14 protein-coding genes are annotated in these 16,282 nt (G+C 68.1%); 5 read left to right on the forward strand and 9 right to left on the reverse strand.

The window, feature by feature from the left end; all coding sequences use genetic code 11:
* The first annotated feature begins 45 nt into the window (after nt 1-45).
* From OG245_RS30585 to OG245_RS30605, 5 genes are all read left to right on the forward strand, one after another.
* Nucleotides 46-2,814: a Z1 domain-containing protein gene (locus tag OG245_RS30585; protein WP_371626579.1), complete on the forward strand. Its 2,769-nt coding sequence runs from the start codon at nt 46-48 to the stop codon at nt 2,812-2,814.
* Nucleotides 2,811-3,830 carry a PD-(D/E)XK motif protein gene (locus tag OG245_RS30590; RefSeq protein ID WP_371626580.1) on the forward strand — a complete coding sequence of 340 codons (1,020 nt, stop codon included), beginning with the start codon at nt 2,811-2,813 and terminating at the stop codon, nt 3,828-3,830. The genes OG245_RS30585 and OG245_RS30590 overlap by 4 nt, the downstream gene beginning before the upstream one ends.
* A complete protein-coding gene (locus tag OG245_RS30595) occupies nt 3,823-5,832 on the forward strand; it encodes an AIPR family protein (protein ID WP_371626581.1) in 2,010 nt (669 codons plus the stop codon). Before OG245_RS30590 ends, OG245_RS30595 begins: the two co-directional genes overlap by 8 nt.
* Before the next feature lie 292 nt (nt 5,833-6,124).
* Nucleotides 6,125-6,592 carry a very short patch repair endonuclease gene (locus OG245_RS30600; RefSeq protein ID WP_365909981.1) on the forward strand — a complete coding sequence of 156 codons (468 nt, stop codon included), beginning with the start codon at nt 6,125-6,127 and terminating at the stop codon, nt 6,590-6,592.
* A gap of 107 nt (nt 6,593-6,699) precedes the next feature.
* Complete coding sequence (locus tag OG245_RS30605) at nt 6,700-7,329, forward strand: hypothetical protein (protein ID WP_371626582.1); 630 nt, start codon at nt 6,700-6,702, stop codon at nt 7,327-7,329.
* 8 nt (nt 7,330-7,337) lie between these two features.
* Here OG245_RS30605 and OG245_RS30610 read toward each other — a convergent pair whose 3' ends face one another.
* From OG245_RS30610 to OG245_RS30650, 9 genes are all read right to left on the reverse strand, one after another.
* Nucleotides 7,338-9,170: a DNA cytosine methyltransferase gene (locus tag OG245_RS30610; RefSeq protein ID WP_371626583.1), complete on the reverse strand. Its 1,833-nt coding sequence runs from the start codon at nt 9,168-9,170 to the stop codon at nt 7,338-7,340.
* A gap of 436 nt (nt 9,171-9,606) precedes the next feature.
* Nucleotides 9,607-10,104: a hypothetical protein gene (locus tag OG245_RS30615; protein ID WP_371626584.1), complete on the reverse strand. Its 498-nt coding sequence runs from the start codon at nt 10,102-10,104 to the stop codon at nt 9,607-9,609.
* 26 nt (nt 10,105-10,130) lie between these two features.
* Nucleotides 10,131-10,661, reverse strand: a complete 531-nt coding sequence (locus OG245_RS30620; protein ID WP_371626585.1) for a hypothetical protein — start codon at nt 10,659-10,661, stop codon at nt 10,131-10,133.
* Between the two features lie 84 nt (nt 10,662-10,745).
* Nucleotides 10,746-10,898 carry a hypothetical protein gene (locus tag OG245_RS30625; RefSeq protein ID WP_371626586.1) on the reverse strand — a complete coding sequence of 51 codons (153 nt, stop codon included), beginning with the start codon at nt 10,896-10,898 and terminating at the stop codon, nt 10,746-10,748.
* Nucleotides 10,899-10,995: 97 nt separating this feature from the next.
* Nucleotides 10,996-11,511 carry a hypothetical protein gene (locus tag OG245_RS30630; RefSeq protein ID WP_371626587.1) on the reverse strand — a complete coding sequence of 172 codons (516 nt, stop codon included), beginning with the start codon at nt 11,509-11,511 and terminating at the stop codon, nt 10,996-10,998.
* 393 nt (nt 11,512-11,904) lie between these two features.
* On the reverse strand, nt 11,905-12,612 hold the full coding sequence (locus OG245_RS30635) for a hypothetical protein (protein WP_371626588.1): 708 nt from the start codon (nt 12,610-12,612) through the stop codon (nt 11,905-11,907).
* 40 nt (nt 12,613-12,652) lie between these two features.
* Nucleotides 12,653-14,278, reverse strand: coding sequence for an ATP-binding protein (locus OG245_RS30640; protein ID WP_371626589.1), 1,626 nt, complete (start codon nt 14,276-14,278; stop codon nt 12,653-12,655).
* A gap of 27 nt (nt 14,279-14,305) precedes the next feature.
* A complete protein-coding gene (locus OG245_RS30645) occupies nt 14,306-14,758 on the reverse strand; it encodes a DUF6238 family protein (RefSeq protein WP_371626590.1) in 453 nt (150 codons plus the stop codon).
* Between the two features lie 25 nt (nt 14,759-14,783).
* Entirely contained in the window at nt 14,784-16,250 is a 1,467-nt protein-coding gene (locus tag OG245_RS30650) for an SCO6880 family protein (RefSeq protein ID WP_371626591.1), read from the reverse strand.
* Nucleotides 16,251-16,282 lie beyond the last annotated feature (32 nt).

Genomic DNA, 16,282 nt, shown 5'->3' on the forward strand with positions numbered 1-16,282 from the left:
CCCATAAGCTCTCAGTCACCGACTTCGCCCGACCGGAGGTTCCACATGAGCGACTTTCCCGACGACCCGATGGCCAAGGCCAGGCGCCTGGTTCTCAGTTTCCTGCCCCAGGATCGGCAGCCCAAGTCCGAGGAGATCCACAATGCGGTCAACAGCATCTACGGCATGCTGGCTGCGCAGGGTGCGCCCGTTGACCGGGATCAGCTGGTCAAGGAGATCGAGGCCCTGACAGTGGTGTTCCAGGAGCGTTCCCTCGCCCTCACCGAGCACGAGGGGCACGAACCCTGGCTGCCCGAAGCGAAGAACGATCGAGACTGGGACTTCTGGGAGCGCTACCGCAGGTACCTCGAGGACGTCGTCAGCCTTCCACCCGGGGTCGTACGTCGGCTGGACCAGAGCTCGGACGACGTACTGAGCCAGCTGGAGGATCCACGCCGTACCGGACCGTGGCGTCGCAGAGGCCTGGTCATCGGCCAGGTGCAGTCCGGAAAGACCGGGCAGTACATCGGGCTCACGGCGAAGGCGGTGGACGCCGGATACCGTTTCATCGTGGTGCTCGCGGGTATCCACAACGACCTCCGAAGCCAGACACAGCTACGGATCGACGAGGGGCTCTTGGGCTTCGACACCCAGAACCAGAGCCGATCGGACGAGAACGGGCGGTCTCGCGCCATAGGCGTGGGCAGGATGCCGTTGGTGAAGAAACTCAAAATCGCCTCACCCACCAACAGCGGTGAGAAGGGAGACTTCGGTCTGGCGACGGCGAAGGCGATCAACTTTCCCCTTGGGGACTTCCCCGTAGTTCTCGTCGTCAAGAAGCACTACAAGATCCTCGAATACGTACGCCAGTGGGTGCTGGACGTGCACGGCGTCGAGGACGAGAACGGCGCCAAGGTCATCAGCGACCTGCCTCTGTTCGTCATCGACGACGAAGCCGACAACGCCTCCATCAACACCGTGCGTGACCCGGAGGCTGACCCGACCAAGACCAACGCGGCCATCCGGAAGCTCATGAAGAGCTTCGACAAGTCGGCCTACGTTGGCTACACGGCCACGCCGTTCGCCAACATCTACATCGACCCCGAGGCAGACAACTCGGAGGCTGGCGAGGACCTCTTCCCCGCCAGCTTCATCCGCAGCCTGCCGTCCCCGTCGAACTACCTCGGTCCCGAGCGGGTTTTCGGACTCCAGGTGGAGGACGAGGACGAGGCCGACGTTCAGGCCCTCCCGCTCGTTCGGCACGTGGACGACAGTGACGCCTGGCTCCCCTCCAGTCACAAGTCGGGCGACGCTCCCACCGGAGACCTCCCTGACTCCCTACGTGAAGCGATCCTCTCGTTCGTGCTCACCTGCGCCGCTCGCCGGGCCCGGGCGCAGACGAAGGTCCACAACTCGATGCTGGTGCACGTAACCCGTTTCACCGCCGTCCAGCACTTGGTGCAGGAGCAGGTGCTGGACTACCGGCACCTCATCGAGGACATGATGCGAGATCGCTACGGAAAGGGGCCGCAGATCCGTGAGGAGTTCCGCGCCCTCTGGGAGCGGGACTTCATCCCCACCACGGGCTGCTTCGAACCCGAGCAGGCCGAGCGCCTGACCTGGGAGCAGGTTTCCGACCAGATCCTTCCGGCTCTTCGGAAGATCCAGGTCAAGACCGTGAACGGTTCCTCCAAAGACGCACTCGACTACTACGACAACCGCAGGAGCGGCCTTTCGGTGATCGCCATCGGAGGGCAGAAACTCTCCCGAGGTCTCACTCTGGAGGGCCTGACGGTCAGCTACTACCTGCGGCCGTCGAAGACGTACGACACGCTGTTGCAGATGGGCCGGTGGTTCGGGTACCGCCCCGGCTACGAGGACCTGTGCCGCCTCTACACCATGCCGGCCCTCGAGGACGCCTACGTGGAGGTCACGGCCGCCACGGACGAACTACGCAGGGAGGTCGAGGAGATGGCGACGCTCGGACTCACTCCGACGCAGTTCGGCCTGAAGGTGCGGTCCTCCTCTCTCAAACTTACCGTGACCGCACGCAACAAGATGCGGAACAGCACGAAGGTCACACTGAGTTACTCCGGTGAGGGGCCGGAAACCGTGATCTTCAAGCTCGCCAAGGGCACCGTCGAGCACAACTTCCAGGCCCTGGAAACGCTCATTCACCGCATGGACGCGATTGCCGAGCCAATTCCGGCCGAGACGCCGAACGGCAAGGTCAGGTGGAACGGTGTGCCGGCAGAGATCATCTCCGAGTTCCTGAGCACCTACGAGACCGACCGTATGGCCCAGCGCGTCCGGCCGAGGCTGATCGCCAAGTACGTGGATCAGTGCACGAAGGTCGGAGAGCTTGGCAGTTGGACGGTCTGTCTGGTCGGCAGCACGAGGTCAGAGCTGCCACCTCACGAAATCGCCGGGCACACGGTCGGCCTCGTTAGGCGTGGGTCGCTCAACCCCAAGTACAGGGCCGAGGGCCGTTACACGATCCGCAGGGTACTCAGCCCGCCGGACGAGATGATCGGCCTCGACCCCGACCAGAAGGATGCGGCCCGCAAAGCCGCTGAGCGGGCGGCGAAGGAGAAAGAGACGCCCAAGACGCCGGCCGGGCCGTACATCCGACGACAGCGGCGCACCGACCAGGGGCTGCTGCTCGTCTACCCCATCGCGGTGCCGGACGCCTCCGAGGCCGGCCAGCCGACGCCGCTCGTGGGATTCCAGCTGAGCTTTCCGCACTCCGAGTACCAGTCCAAGACCGAGTACGAGGCCAACTCTGTCTGGCTGCAGGAGGACATCTACACCAAGGACGAGGAGGACGACGCGTGACGATCACCGGGGTCACCGAGGACGAATGGCGGAAGCTGGAGAGTCCGCAGGACACCCCGGGTCGCTCCAGTATCCGCATGTACCCGGACTCCCCCCTCGATATCTTCCTCTCGGTCGCCCACCCAGGTCGACAGCGCATGCTGGTACTCCGTACGGACGCGCGTTCCGCGGATCCCGTGGTGCGGTCGGTCGGCCGCCTGCCCCGGGCCGCCGGGATCGAGATGAGCCTGAGCGCGGTGTCCCGCCTGGAGTACGAGCTGCAGGTGATCCTGACCGAGAAGGCCCTGCGGGAGGTGTTCAACCCGCTGGTGGCCGACGTGGCCGCCACCGCCCAGGCGGCGTCAGGAGCCGCTGACGCTCTGGGCGCCGCCGTGGCACGCTTCGGCAGGTGGCAGGACCTGTTGCGTGCCGTTGGGACGGACGGCCTCGGTGTCGAGGCACGGCGCGGGTTGTACGGTGAACTCCTTCTGCTTGGGGACACCCTGATCGCGGAGCTCTCCCAGTCCGAGGCGGTCGACGCCTGGACCGGCCCCGCAGGGGCGAACCAGGACTTCCAGCTGTCGGGCGTGGCCATCGAGACCAAGGCCAGCACAGCCAAGCGGCCCCGGAACATCGCGATCGCGAGTGAGCGACAGCTGGATGACACCGGCACCCCGGCCCTGCTTCTCGCCTTCGCACAGCTGGACGAGCGGCGGGGAGGTTCTGGCGAGAGTCTGAACCGACGCGTCGAGCACATCCGGCAACAGCTCACCAACTCCGCAGCTCGTGTCCGGTTCGACGGCCTGCTCATCCAGGCCGGATACCTGCCGGCGCACCGGGACCACTACGACGAGCCCCGGTACACCGTGCGGGACCTGCGCTTCTGGCACGTGCGGGAGGGTTTCCCCAGACTGACCGAGTCCGACCTTCCCGAGGGAGTCGGTGACTGCTCGTACCACGTGAGTACCTCGGGACTGGACGCCTTCCGTGCCCAGATCGACGAGGTCCGTGAGCTGATCGGTGGGACCGATGCCTGAGCTGGACCTGGAGGGGTTCTCCCGCAGCCTGGTCGCCGACGTCCAGGCGACGGCGGACGCCGAGGGGACGACGACCCCCGAGGCGTTCACTCGGCAGGTCTTCGAAGACCTCGAGCAAGCCGGTGTCGTGTCCAACACCTTCACCGCCTATCACAAGGCGCACGGACATGAGGTCCACGGCTACGGAACCGGGGAGTCGGTCGCGTCCCTGGACCTGTTCGTCACGGACTTCCATCTGGCACCGCTGGAGAGCAAGCTCACCAAAGCGCAGACCGAGGCGTTCTTCAGACGACTGCTGACCTTCGCGGTCCGGTGCGGTGACGGGCTGCAGCAGCACATCGACGAGTCGTTCGACGTGTACGACATGTGCGTGGCGGTGGAGAAGTCGCTCACCGAGGTACAGCGGATCAGGCTTTTCCTGCTCAGCAACCGTGTCGGCACCTTCACCGAGGTACCGGCGTCGGAGCTTGACGGCCTTCCGGTGACCCACGAGGTGTGGGATCTGGCCCGCCTGCACCGCCACGCGACGTCGGGCTCGCTCGGTGAGCCCATCGTGGTTCCCTTCCTCCCGCCTCTTCCCTGCGTCTCCGCGCCCTCCTCGGAGGAGGACCACTCCGTTGCTCTGGCCGTGGTACCCGGGCAGATGCTCGCGGAGCTGTACGCAGAGCACGGCACACGGCTCCTGGAGCTGAACGTCCGTTCGTTCCTCCAGACCCGCGGCTCGGTCAACAGAGGAATCCGGGAGACCCTCCTGCACGCCCCTGGCCGGTTCCTGGCTTACAACAACGGGATAACCGCGACGGCGTCACAGGTCGACTTCGTGACCGGCCCGAACGGTGTGCCCACCCACATCTCAGGGATCCACGGTCTGCAGATCGTCAACGGGGGCCAGACGACCGCTTCGCTCCACTACGCGCTCACCCGCGACAAGGTCGATCTGTCCGACGTGCGGGTGCAGATGAAGCTGACGGAGGTGGCCCCTGACCGCCTCGCCGAGATCGTTCCGAAGATCTCGGAGTACTCCAACACACAGAACCGGGTGACCCAGGTCGACTTCAGCTCCAATCACGACTACCACGTGGAGGTTCAGCGGATCACCCGATCGCTGTGGGCCCCGGTGGCGGACGGCAGTGGTCAGGAGACCCACTGGTTCTACGAACGCGCACGTGGCCAGTACACGGACGAGCTGGCCAAGGCCCGGACTCCCGCGCGCCAGCGCCAGTTCAAGAAGCTCAACCCGACGAGACAGAAGTTCACCAAGGCAGACCTCGCCAAGTTCGTCCACTCCTGGCACCGGCTCCCGTACCTGGTCAGCCGTGGCGCCCAGAAGAACTTCGTGGAGTTCATGCTGCGCATCGAGGAGGCTCCACCCCGCGTGGACCTCCAGTACTGCCAGAGGGTGATCGCCATGGCGATCCTGTTCAAGGCCGTTGACCGCATCGCCGCGATCCAGGGGGCCGGCAGCCACAAGAGCATGATCACCACTTACACCGCGGCGCGCCTCTCCCTGGCTACGGACCGCCGGATCGATCTGGACCGGATCTGGCGCGACCAAGCGATCACTCCTGTCCTGGAGGCCGCCATCCACGACCTGTGCCCTCGGGTCATACGGGCGGTCACGACCCCCCGGGAGGGGAACCACGTCGGGGAATGGGCCAAGAAAGCGGTCTGCTGGGACGCGGTCTCCACAGTCCGCTGGACGGTGCCACGTGCTCTGTCGGCGGAGCTGCTCGACAGCCCTCTGGACGAAGCCGCACTCTCCGGGGGTACCGGAACCGAAACGGGAGCAGCCGAGGAGGCGGCGCTGGTTCCGGCCGACGAGTGGTACGCGATCGAACGCTGGGCCAAGGAGACACGCGCACTCGAACCGTGGCAGCGCCAGCTGGCACAGTTCGTAGGCAGGCGACTCGAACTGGAACAGGAGATCCCCGAGGCTCATGCGGCCCAAGCGATGCACACCCGTAACGAGGCGCTGCGCCTGGGCTTCAATCCCGTCCCGTAGACGTCGGGTTCGGGTGCGACGCCGCCCCGAACCCGACATATCACGGGTTCAGAGCGTCCCCTTCTCGACCAGGTCCCGGATCGCGTCCTCGGCCCGCCTCAGCACGATGCGCCCGTCACCGTCGCTGAAGGCGACCAGCCCGGTCCCCGGCGAGAGTCGGCCTCTGCCAGCAGCCCCAGCGGCAGCTCGACACGTCCCTGGTCATCAACACCGACTTCGACTGGTTCACGGAGCATGGGGAGAGTGTGGCACTCTCGCCACCGAAGGACGCCAACAGGCTGGGGATCGGAGCATGGCCAGAGAGGCTGGAAGACGGTCGACGGGCCATTGGGTCTCGACCACGAAGAGCGAACACCTTCGCGGTCGACGGACAAGGGACACCGGGCCCGAAGTAACTCTCAGGAAGGCCGTGCACCGGCTGGGCCTGCGATTCCGTCTTCAGCGCCGGGTCGCGCCACGTTGCACCGCCGACTTCGTGCTCCCTCGGTACCGAGTCGCCGTCTTCGTCGACGGCTGCTTCTGGCACGGCTGTCCGGAGCACTGTCCCGACGAGTTCCGGGGTCCCAACGCCGCGCTGTGGCAGCAGAAGATCGCGGCGAACAGAGAGCGGGACAGGCGTAACACTGCAGAAGCCGCCGCAGCCGGTTGGACCGTGGTGCGTGTCTGGGAGTGCGAGATCCGTCGTGACCCCGTCGCCGCCGCTCGACGAGTGATGGCCGCGGCTCACGAACACCACGGCTCCCTCAAGTTACTCCCTTGACAGTGTGCCTCGACAGCGTGTTCTGGAACGCCGGGGTTCCGGACCTCGCCGGCCGCCGAATTCGCCGACGACGCCCGCGCGAGAGCCCCGTCCGACATCATTGCTCCATGGTTCCCGAATTCGACGTGGAGATCCGCCACCGTCACGAACTGAGCGACCTGCTCAGCGGTCTGACGGCTGCAGACGTGGCCGGCGGATTCACAGAGCACCACGACTACCACTGCCTCGGCCTGCCGAGTTGGGCGGAAGTAGAGGAGTGCCTTGCCAGGGAAGCCGCGGTCCTTGAGAAGGCGACCTCGTCGGACGCACCTGACGGTGTAGAGGTGTTCCTGGACGCGATCCTCGAGAGTGACGACCTGGGGTACTTCGACCTCATGTGCGTACTGCAAGGAAACGATGTCGGAGTCGCCGGCCTGAGCCTTGCCCTGAGCGCAGCGCGGACAGCTACCTTCTACTCGTGTTCCGGGGGAGACGACAACAACCACCACGCCAGCTATCCGATGGTGGGTGTGGTTCCCGACGCACTGCGCGGCGCGCTGATCACCGAACTTGTGAAACTCGCCCACTGTGGCATTGACCAACAGCGGGGTCGCTGGTATCTGTACGGCCGCTCAGTGACTGCTCTCCACGCCTTGGGACAGGCGATCGTGAAACACCGAAGTGCCTTCGACGCCATGCCGGACCCAGCGTGGGTCGGCGGCCTCGACGAGGAACTCAAGAGGCTCAACGACTCCTGACCGAGGAGTCACTCCCCTGCGACGGCCAGCGTCAGCAGGTCGTCGGACAGCTCTCCGCGACGGGCACAGTGGGCGACGAGCGGGCAGTCCGAGCAGACGGGTTGAGTGTCCCGGCACAGGTCGCTACCGATGAGACGGATCGCTGCCATACGCAGCGGTGCGTCCTTTCCGGCACCCACCAGTTTCACCAGGTTGACACGCCCCTCACTGAGACGGTTCACGTGACTGTCGTCGGCTCCGTTCACCCTTGCCGCGACCCGCAGGTTTCCCGTGCCGACGAGCATGAGGTCCTCCCCGATCAGCAGCAGGTACAGGGCCTCTTCGGACGGCTTCATGGACAGCTTGGCGGGCACCTTGAGCTTCTGGTCCGCCCGCCAGGCGTTCGGCTTGTCGACCAGTGGCAGCAGACGGTCCACTCGCGCGCGGGCGGGCTTCGTGGGTGCCGCGTCGATCAGCTTCTCGAACAGTGTCGAAGACAGCGTTCTGGACTTCCTGACCGTCTCCATGATCTCCGCCATGGCCTCCGGCCTCACCTTGGTGCCGGACAGTATGGCCACGACTGCGGCGTGGAGTGGCACGGGCTCCTCGCTCGGGAGCTGGAACCAGTTCCCGCCGGCGCGTCGCCGCTCCGCCCAGTCGGTGAGCTCCTGCCGGACCTCTCGCCATCTGGGCTGGAGTCCGGGGGTGTCGTCAGAACCCTCCACGGGCTTCAGTACCTCTGCGGCAGCCTCGCCCAGCAGCGGCGGTACGGCGTTACCGATCTGCCGAAACGCGTCACTCCGTGTACCTGCGAACCGGAAACGGTCCGGGAAGGTCTGTACGCGCGCGGCCTCGCGCACGGTCAGGGTCCGCAACTGCTCCGGATGGATGTACCAGTAGCCGTCCTTGGCGATGTGCGCCGTGATGGTTCGGCTGAGTTCGTTCCAGGCCAGCTTCTTGTACTTGTCGGTGTACTTGTCCGGGCTGTACCGCTGGTACTGCTTCTCGTCGTCGCCCAGCTTTTCCTGCAGGTCGGAGTACTTTGTGGAGGAGTCCATTACCTGGAAGATCCGGTGGTCGTCCGAACGGACCCGTCGGGTCATGTGGTCCCAGATGACACCGCGTGTCGCTCCCTTCCGCATCTCCTCCGCGAACTCCGAGATCCCGCGGGGCTTGCGGTACGTGAGCTTGCGCTGCCCGACTCGCTCGGTGGCGACGACCTCCAGCTCCGGGAGGTCCCCGATCGCGTCACGCAGCGTGGTGCGCTGCGGGTCTGGCTCGCGCCAGGTGAAGTCGTCGACATCCCGTCTGGCCAGGAGAATGAGGCGCTTCCGGTGCTGCGGGACTCCGTAGTTCCACGCGTCGACGAGCCGCACCTGGGTCGCGTAACCGAGCTCCTCGAGCTCCTCCTCGATCGTGCGGATCACGAAGAAGTCGTCGTGAAGCCCCATGTCGGGAACGTTCTCCATGAGAACCACCCGCGGCCTGATCCGCTTGACCATGTCCAGATAGGCGCTCCACAGCTCCTTCCGGCGGTCCTCCGGGTCCCGGCCGTGGTTCTTCACGAGGTCACGGATCTTGTTGCGCCCAGCTCTGCTGAAGGGCTGACACGGGGGGCCTCCCGCTACGAGGTCGATGTCTGCAGGCGCCAGGATCGCCTCCAGCCTGTCCCGCTCCTCGGGGTCACCAAGATCTATGCGCAGGCTCAGGCCCGGGAAGTTCGCTCTGTGGGTCTCGAGTGCACGCTCGTCGGCGTCCACGGCGGCAGCCGTGGTCCACCCGGCCCGCTCGACTCCGGCGCTCAGCCCGCCGGCACCGGAGAAGAGGTCGACCGCAAGACGTTTCCCCTTACCAAAGCCCACCAGCCAGTCCTCGAAGGACTCCGTGGTGCAGCTGTGAGGGTGAGACGGCAGCTCAAGGCGGTCACTGCGTTCGAGAGGTACGCCATAGTGCCCCTGACTCACAGCGCAACCTCCGTAATGCATGACATGAACGAGCACCAGGAGAACACAGACGCGCTGGTGGAAGCAAGGTTTTCGGTAGATCGCCCAACCAGTTCAGCAGAGCTGACCGCCAGCGTCTCCCCAGCGTGAGTCACAGCCTGGTAGGTTCTCCGACCTGCGCCTTCGAACCGCTGTTCTGTGTCCCAAGACGATCGATCATAGTGGAATCCACTGCCATCGCGTGCGTCTCGGGCGAGTGCAATGCGCCAGGTCCCGCCCGGCACCCTGACGAAGAGCTTAGTAGCCTGGAAACGCCGTTCGAACCAGTGCCTCGCCGTAGCGGGACACCGGACGGTCAGAAATAAGGATTCTCGCTGGGCCGGTCGGCCTCGGTGGCGGCTTGGAGCAGCTCGGGGAGGTCGTCCGGCTGGGAAGAGCGTTGCTCGATCCACCACCCGGCGCAGGTGACGGCACGAGCGCTCTCCTCGATGCTCTCCCACTCCGCCTCGCTGGTTTCGCCTTCGGTGACCAGGGCGGTATACGCAGCGGCCAGGACTTGGTGGCGACAGCGCACACCCCAGGCGCGGGCCCGCTCGGTTCCCTCAAGAGGCGGCATCAGGTATTGCTCGGACCAGGCTTCGGACCCGGCCTGCTCCTCGGCCCGCTTGGCCTTGAGCCAGGCGGCCTTGTCCTGCTCGTCGTCCTCTTTGGAGGCACGCCAGCAATCGGTGCACGACTGTTTGGCGAGCCACTCGGCGAAGCCCGCCCGGCGGTCGGCGGCCCGGTCGGACAGATCGCGGTCGGCCTGGTGACCGCAAGCGAAGGTGATCGACCAGATGGTCTTCACGGCCATGGATTTGTCTCCTTGCGGGAGTTGGATCAGCGAGGGCGGGAGAACGCGATGCGAGGGTCGACCGGCCGGGCCGTCGCAGGCGGGGTGACGGGGGCGGGGGCCGGTGGCCTGCCCAGGGGGAGGCTGGCGCGGGCCGGGCTGGCGGCGAGCGCGGCGGCGCTGACCAGAGACGCACGGCGGGCGTCCTGGCCGCGTACAGGGGAAGCGGTCGTTGCGGCGGCAGGCCGGGGGCGTGCTGCTACGTCCTGAGCGAGGCGCGGGTGCACTGCGACCTGAACGCCGGACCGGTGCAGGGCCAGTGTGGCGCCGGCGACTTTCCCCAGCGCCTCATCACGGCCGGTGGTGACGGGCAACGTGTAGATGTCCAGGATCGGGTTGTGCCGCCAGCCGTGCTCCACCAGGGCAAGTCCGGTGAGGCCGGAGGCACGGTCGTCGATCGCCGCGACGATGCCGAGCTGCGGATGTTCGGCGAAGGCGACATCGGGCTCGCCGATCGGGCCCCGACCGCGGGCAGGCGCTGCGTCGGATGCCAGCGAGGGATCGAGCGCGGCGTCCACGTCGACTCGGTAGCCGGCCTTGCGCAGCAGCTCGACTGCTCGGCTCGTACGGCCCTGCCCGTCACGTTCCTGATGGGCCAGCGCTTACAGCGTCGGCTGGTCCGGAACGGGGTGGAAATCGAACCCTTTCAACATCCACGTGCTGGCCGGGAGGTTTTTCGGGTTCGCGGCGACGATGCCGTAGACGGGGTGGTGGCCGAAGGCGAGATCGGGTAACACGTCGTAGTGGCTGGGCATGACGGGTCCATCCGGGGTGGGCTCGGGTGCAGTGGTGGGCGGGGGATGGTTCGCTTCTGCCGGTGCGATGCACGAAGGTCTCCGAGGCGGTGGATGGTCAGCGGCCGGGGGTGGACGAGGGACGTGTGGGTGGCGGCGGGGCGCGTGCGGACGGATCCGCCGGCGGACCGGCCGGGAGTGCGTGCTGTCCGGCCGACGGCGAGGGGGCGAGCGCGGCGCTCACTCGTGACGAGGCAGAGGTCGGAGGGAAGGTCCTGCCCGTCTGTGTCTGGGCCCGGAAGCCCTCGGCCTGCAGCATGTCGAAGGCCCGGGTCACCGCCAGTCGCTGTTCGGCCGGGTCGGTCATGGCAGAGGGCAGCCGGTAACAGTGCCCACCGCCGAACGCCACCGCGGGGACGAAGCCGGCGCGGTGGAGCACGGCGCCGGCGGCGTGCTCCTCGGCGGATGGTCCCCGCTCCTGGCGCGGCGGCACGCCGAGCCGGTCCAGGCGGGCGTCGACGGCGGAGAGGAGATGGGGGACGCTGCCGCCGTACCGGGCGTCGGGGCCGTCGGGCTCGGAGTCGTAGATCACTTCGTACACCGCGGGCTCGGCGGACCGGTGACGGGTCGCCATCCAGCTCTCGGGGTCTCGGGGTTCTCGGAGGGCGGTTCCTGGGGTGGCGAGATGATCAGTGAACTGCCGCCGGGGAGTTCGGCGTGGACGATGTAGTCGCTGAGCCCGTACTCGACGGTGCACTCCAGGCCGCGCTGCCGTAGGGCAGAGGTGAGGGTGGCGTACCGGTGGTCCTGTTAGGAAGCCGCAGGCGGGGAGGACGATGCGCTGATCCACGCGCGGACGTGCGAGCCCTCCTGCTCGAAGGTGACGAGGACGTTGTCGGAATGCATGGGATTTCTCCGTGGCCGGATGCCCCGGGCCGTGGCGTGAGCCGCAGGCCCGGGGCTGGAAAAGGGCGGTGGTCCATGAGGTTCCGGCGATGGGCCGGTTTGTCGCTGCCGTAACTCGGTGCTAGGAGCGTCCGCGGTGGCGAGCGGGGGCCGCCGGATTGGCCACCGGGGGAGCGGGAGGCGAAGCAGGCGGAATAGCGCGGGCGCCGGGTGTGGACCGGGTCAGGGCCACGCGCGCCCGTTCGGTCTGCGCGGGCTGCTCCGCCTCCGCCCGGCTGACCAGGTACTCGCCGGCCCGTACGAGTGCCGGGCCCTGGTAGAACAGCTCGTGCGCGTAGTGCCAGCCCTCGGAGTTGCGGTGCTCCTCCGCGTGCTCCTGGTAGAGCTGGAGCGAGCCTGGTTGCGAGCCGGCCATGAGCGCCATGACCTGGTCCCACTCGTGCCGAAGCTGATGCGCTCGGGCCAGGGTGGTGTCGATCCCGCGCAGTCGGCGCAGGTCGTCGCTGATCGGCCCCTCGACGTAGTCGGGGTCGTCGGCGGCGGCGCGGACCCCGGCCAGCACCTCGGGCCCGTGGTCGAGGAACACCTCGGCGTGCTTCCACGCCTTGGCGTCTCGCTTGACCTTGCCGTCCGCGTACACCTTGTCGTCCAGCGGCCAGCCGTCCGCGTCGCAGAGGGAGTCCGAGACCGCGTCCCAGGCGTCGCACGCTTCATTGATGCCAGCGGCGGCCGAGGCCAGCGCGGCGAGGTGCCGCTGCCACGCCAGGGGGTCGGTGGTCGTGGGCGGCTGGTTCTCGCCGGAGGCGGGAGAAGTGGAGGAAGCAGACATGATCGATCCTTGTTCCTGTGCCGGTCGTTGAGCTGGGTCTCTACTCCCGCGGGTTCGATCCCCGCGGGCACGCTGGTGTGACCCGCAGGTGCAGGTCGGCGGGGGCTACCACCCTTCGGTTCACGGGGATTGGGGCGTCGGTATTCGTGAACTCACGGGCCTTGGCCGCCATGCGGGCGTCGGTGTCGAACAGTTCGCGTTCGGCCGGGTGCAGGATGTGCTGGGTGATGAAGGAGTGGCCGGCGACCTTCCACAGGCCCCGGCCCTTGGTCAGGGCGGACACGGCCTGGGTTTCCACGCCGGTCAGGCCGAGCAGGGAAGCGGCGGCGGCGAGCTGGTCGGGTTCCTGGCGGTAGATGATGCGGGTGGAGCAGTCGGCCAGGAGGCCCTCGGCCAGCACCCGCCCGCGTGAGCCGGCGTCGCCCGCGCTGAGCAGGTCGCTGAGGCGGTGGATGACCATGAGGTTCGCGATGCCGAGTCCTCGGGAGAGCTTCCACTGGCTCTGCATGCGTTCCAGCAGGCCGACGTGCCTCATCAGCCGCCAGGCTTCGTCGTAGATCACCCAGCGCCTGCCGCCGTCGGGGTCGGCGAGGGCGGACTCCATCCACGCTGAAGCGCAGGTCATGGCGAGAACCAGTGCGGTGTCGTCGCCGCTCCCTCCGAGCCGGGAGAGATCGATGGACAGCATCGGCGTGGAGGGGTCGAAGGCCACCGTCGAGGGGGCGTCGAACATGCCGCTGAGGTCGCCGTGCACCAGGCGGCGCAGGGCGTGCGCGAGGTCCTGAGCGGCAGAGCCGAGGCGTCCGGCCTGGTGGCCGAGGGCCCGGTCGAGGTGTTCCGGAGAGCCGAGGGTGTGGGCGATCTCGCCGAGCAGGGGCACCGTGTCACGGGCGGCAGCGTCAGCGACGACCAGGTCGAGGGCGAGATCCAGGGCGGTGTGCTCCATCGGCAGCAGGTCGCGCTTCAGCACGGTGCGGGCCAGGCCGGCCAGGAGGAGCAGGCGGCGCTTGCGGACCTCGGTCGACCAGTCGTTCTTGCTGACGGAGGCGGGCCGGGCCGGGGCGTCCAGCGGGTTCAACCTGCCCGGCAGCCCCGGGCCCAGCGCGATGCTGTAGCCGCCGAGGGCCTGCGCGACGCCGGTCCACTCTCCCTTGGGGTCGCACGGGATGTAGATGCGGTAGCCGTGGGCGATCGACCGGGTGGCGATGGATTTCGCCAGCGCGGACTTGCCCATGCCGATGATCCCGGCCAGTACGGCGTTCGGGTTCGTGAAGCCCTCGATCCGGCCGCTGTTGTACAGCGAGAACGGGTCGAAGCAGAAGGCGGCCTCGGCGTGGACATCACGGCCGATGAACACTCCCTCCGCGCCCAGGCCGCCCTCGGCCACGAAGGGGTAGGCGCCGCTGGCTGTGGCGGTGGTCATCCGGTGGGCGGGCAGGCGGAGCTTGCCGCCCCGGGCCGAAGCCGGGCCGGGGCGACCGGCCGGCGGGTAGGCGGGCCGCAGTTCCGGGTCGAGGGTCTGCTCGGCGCGGTGCTTGGGCGGGGTTCCGGCGAGGCGGGCCTTGTGGCGGGCTTCGGCGAAACCGGCTCGGGCGGCCCGCTGCTCGGCGCGCGAGGTCTTGCGGGGCACGAACAGGGGAGAGGCGCTGGCGCGGGTGCGAGGCATGAACGTTTCTCCAGACAGGGGGACAGGTCAGCGGCGGACGAGGCCGGTGAACGGCGTGTGCAGGTCGGCCGGGGTGGTGCGGCGCCGTACCAGGTGCGCGGTGCGCTGGTGACGCTGGCAGATGGACAGCTCCGGTGCCCCTTCGGGCAGGCCGGCCCGGCACGCCTCGGGTTCGGGCACCTCGCCCGAGTCCGGCCGGGGTGCCGCGTGGTAGGCGGCGTGGAGGTGCTCGGCGGCCTGCCAGACGCGGGTCCGGGCGGTGCGGAGCTGGTCACCCTCGGCCGCGACGAGCTGACCGGTACGGGCGGCATGGGCGTCGAGCAGCCCGTACAGCGAGACGAGGTGCGCGTGCAGGGCGTCCAGCTCGGTGCGGTTGGTGACCAGCGGGCCGCCGGGGATGTTGAGTTCGCGGTGGAAGTCGAGCGCCGCGGTGGCGAAGGGCACGAAGTCTTGCGCGGGCGGGCTGGCGGTGCGGGGCATGAGGGTGCTCTTCCGAAGTGGGAGGTCAGGCTGCGAGGGCGAGCGGCAGGGCGGCGGCGGTGAACGCCTCGGCCTGCTGCCAGGTCAGCGGCCGGAGGTCGAGCTGGGCACCGACGGCCGCGGTCTCCACCACCGCGCAGGCGGTGCGCAGCTCGTCCTCGGTGTCGGCCGAGACGGTCAGCAGACCGGTCAGGGCGACATCGGCGTGCCCGGCGATGAGCTGACGCTCACGGGACTTGATGTCCTGGTACTCGATCGAGTCGGCCTCGGAGTCGACCTGGCCGCGCCGGGCCCGTTCGGCCGCGTCGGCGATCACGCTGGACTTCTTGCGCTGGACGTCGCGCAGGGCGGCGTCCAGGCCCTTCGGCTCGTAGGACAGCGACAGCGTGCGCCTCACCCCACCGGTGAACAGGAGCTGGTGCAGGAAGCCGGCCGACGTTTCGGTGCGGGGCCAGTTCTCCACCCAGTACGTGGCGTGGACGGCGGAGTCGGTCGCGATGTGGTCCGCCTTCTCGACGACCACGACGGGGCCGGCGGCGGCGGGCTCGACTTCGGGGCGGCCGGTGGTGGACCACCGGTCCAGCGTCGGAAGGGCCTTGGGGTCGTAGGCGGTGCGCACGGCGGCAGCGATTTCGCGGGCGGTGAGCCAGCCGGTCGGGGTGAGTCCGGCGGTCCGTGCGGCCTGGTCGAAGGTAGAGGTGAGCTGCGCCAGGGCACTGAAGGCCCCGGTCAGGCCGCCGCCGGCCTGGTTGATCAGCCGTCGCGCCGCCTTGGCGTCCAGGGACACAGCGACGTACGCCTCGTGCGGGGCGGCTGCGGGGCCGGCGCTCTGAATCAGTTCGTTGTAGACCGCTCCGGCCATGGGGGCACCCGGCCGGCCGTGCTCTTCCCAATAGCGGCGCAGCGCGTCGCCGGAGTCGGGGACGGTGCGCTCGATCACCTGGATGCGGGCGATCTGCCCGGTGTGGGCGAGCGCGGCCAGCGCGCGCCCCCACCCGCCCACGTTGGCCTGCTGGGTGCCCGGGTCGAGCAACGCGTAAGCACGGGAGGAGACCTTGACCACCGCGGTCAGCGTGCCGCTGTGCGGATCGTGAACCGCACCGTACCCGCCGTCGGGAGCAGTGACCACGCGCAGACTGGCAGCAGTACCGGGAAGGTGAAGCAGCCCTTCGCGGGTCGGCCGGCGAGAAGGTCGGGTGAGCCAGACGAGCTGGCCCCCCATCCGGCGCAGCACGTACCGGCTGACGATCGGAGCCCAGTCCGCCAGGGCACGGCCCCGGTGGCGAACGAAGACGAGCAGGGCGACGACGGCCCACAGCGGAATGAGTTCGAGAGCGCCGACCACACCGCGGGTCAGAATCACGGCGAGAAGGAGCAAGCCGGTGAGGCCGACGACGGTCAACTGCGGGACGGTCAGACCGAGCAGAACGCCGCGCCTGCTGCGGTGGGGAAACTTCACGGTGGCTGTAGGGGCTTGGTGCTTGCTGGACATGGTGGTTCCAGACGGTGGGAGCGGGCGGAGGA

The sequence above is a fragment of the Streptomyces sp. NBC_01116 genome (genome assembly GCF_041435495.1).
In the GTDB taxonomy this organism is placed as follows: Bacteria; Actinomycetota; Actinomycetes; order Streptomycetales; family Streptomycetaceae; genus Streptomyces.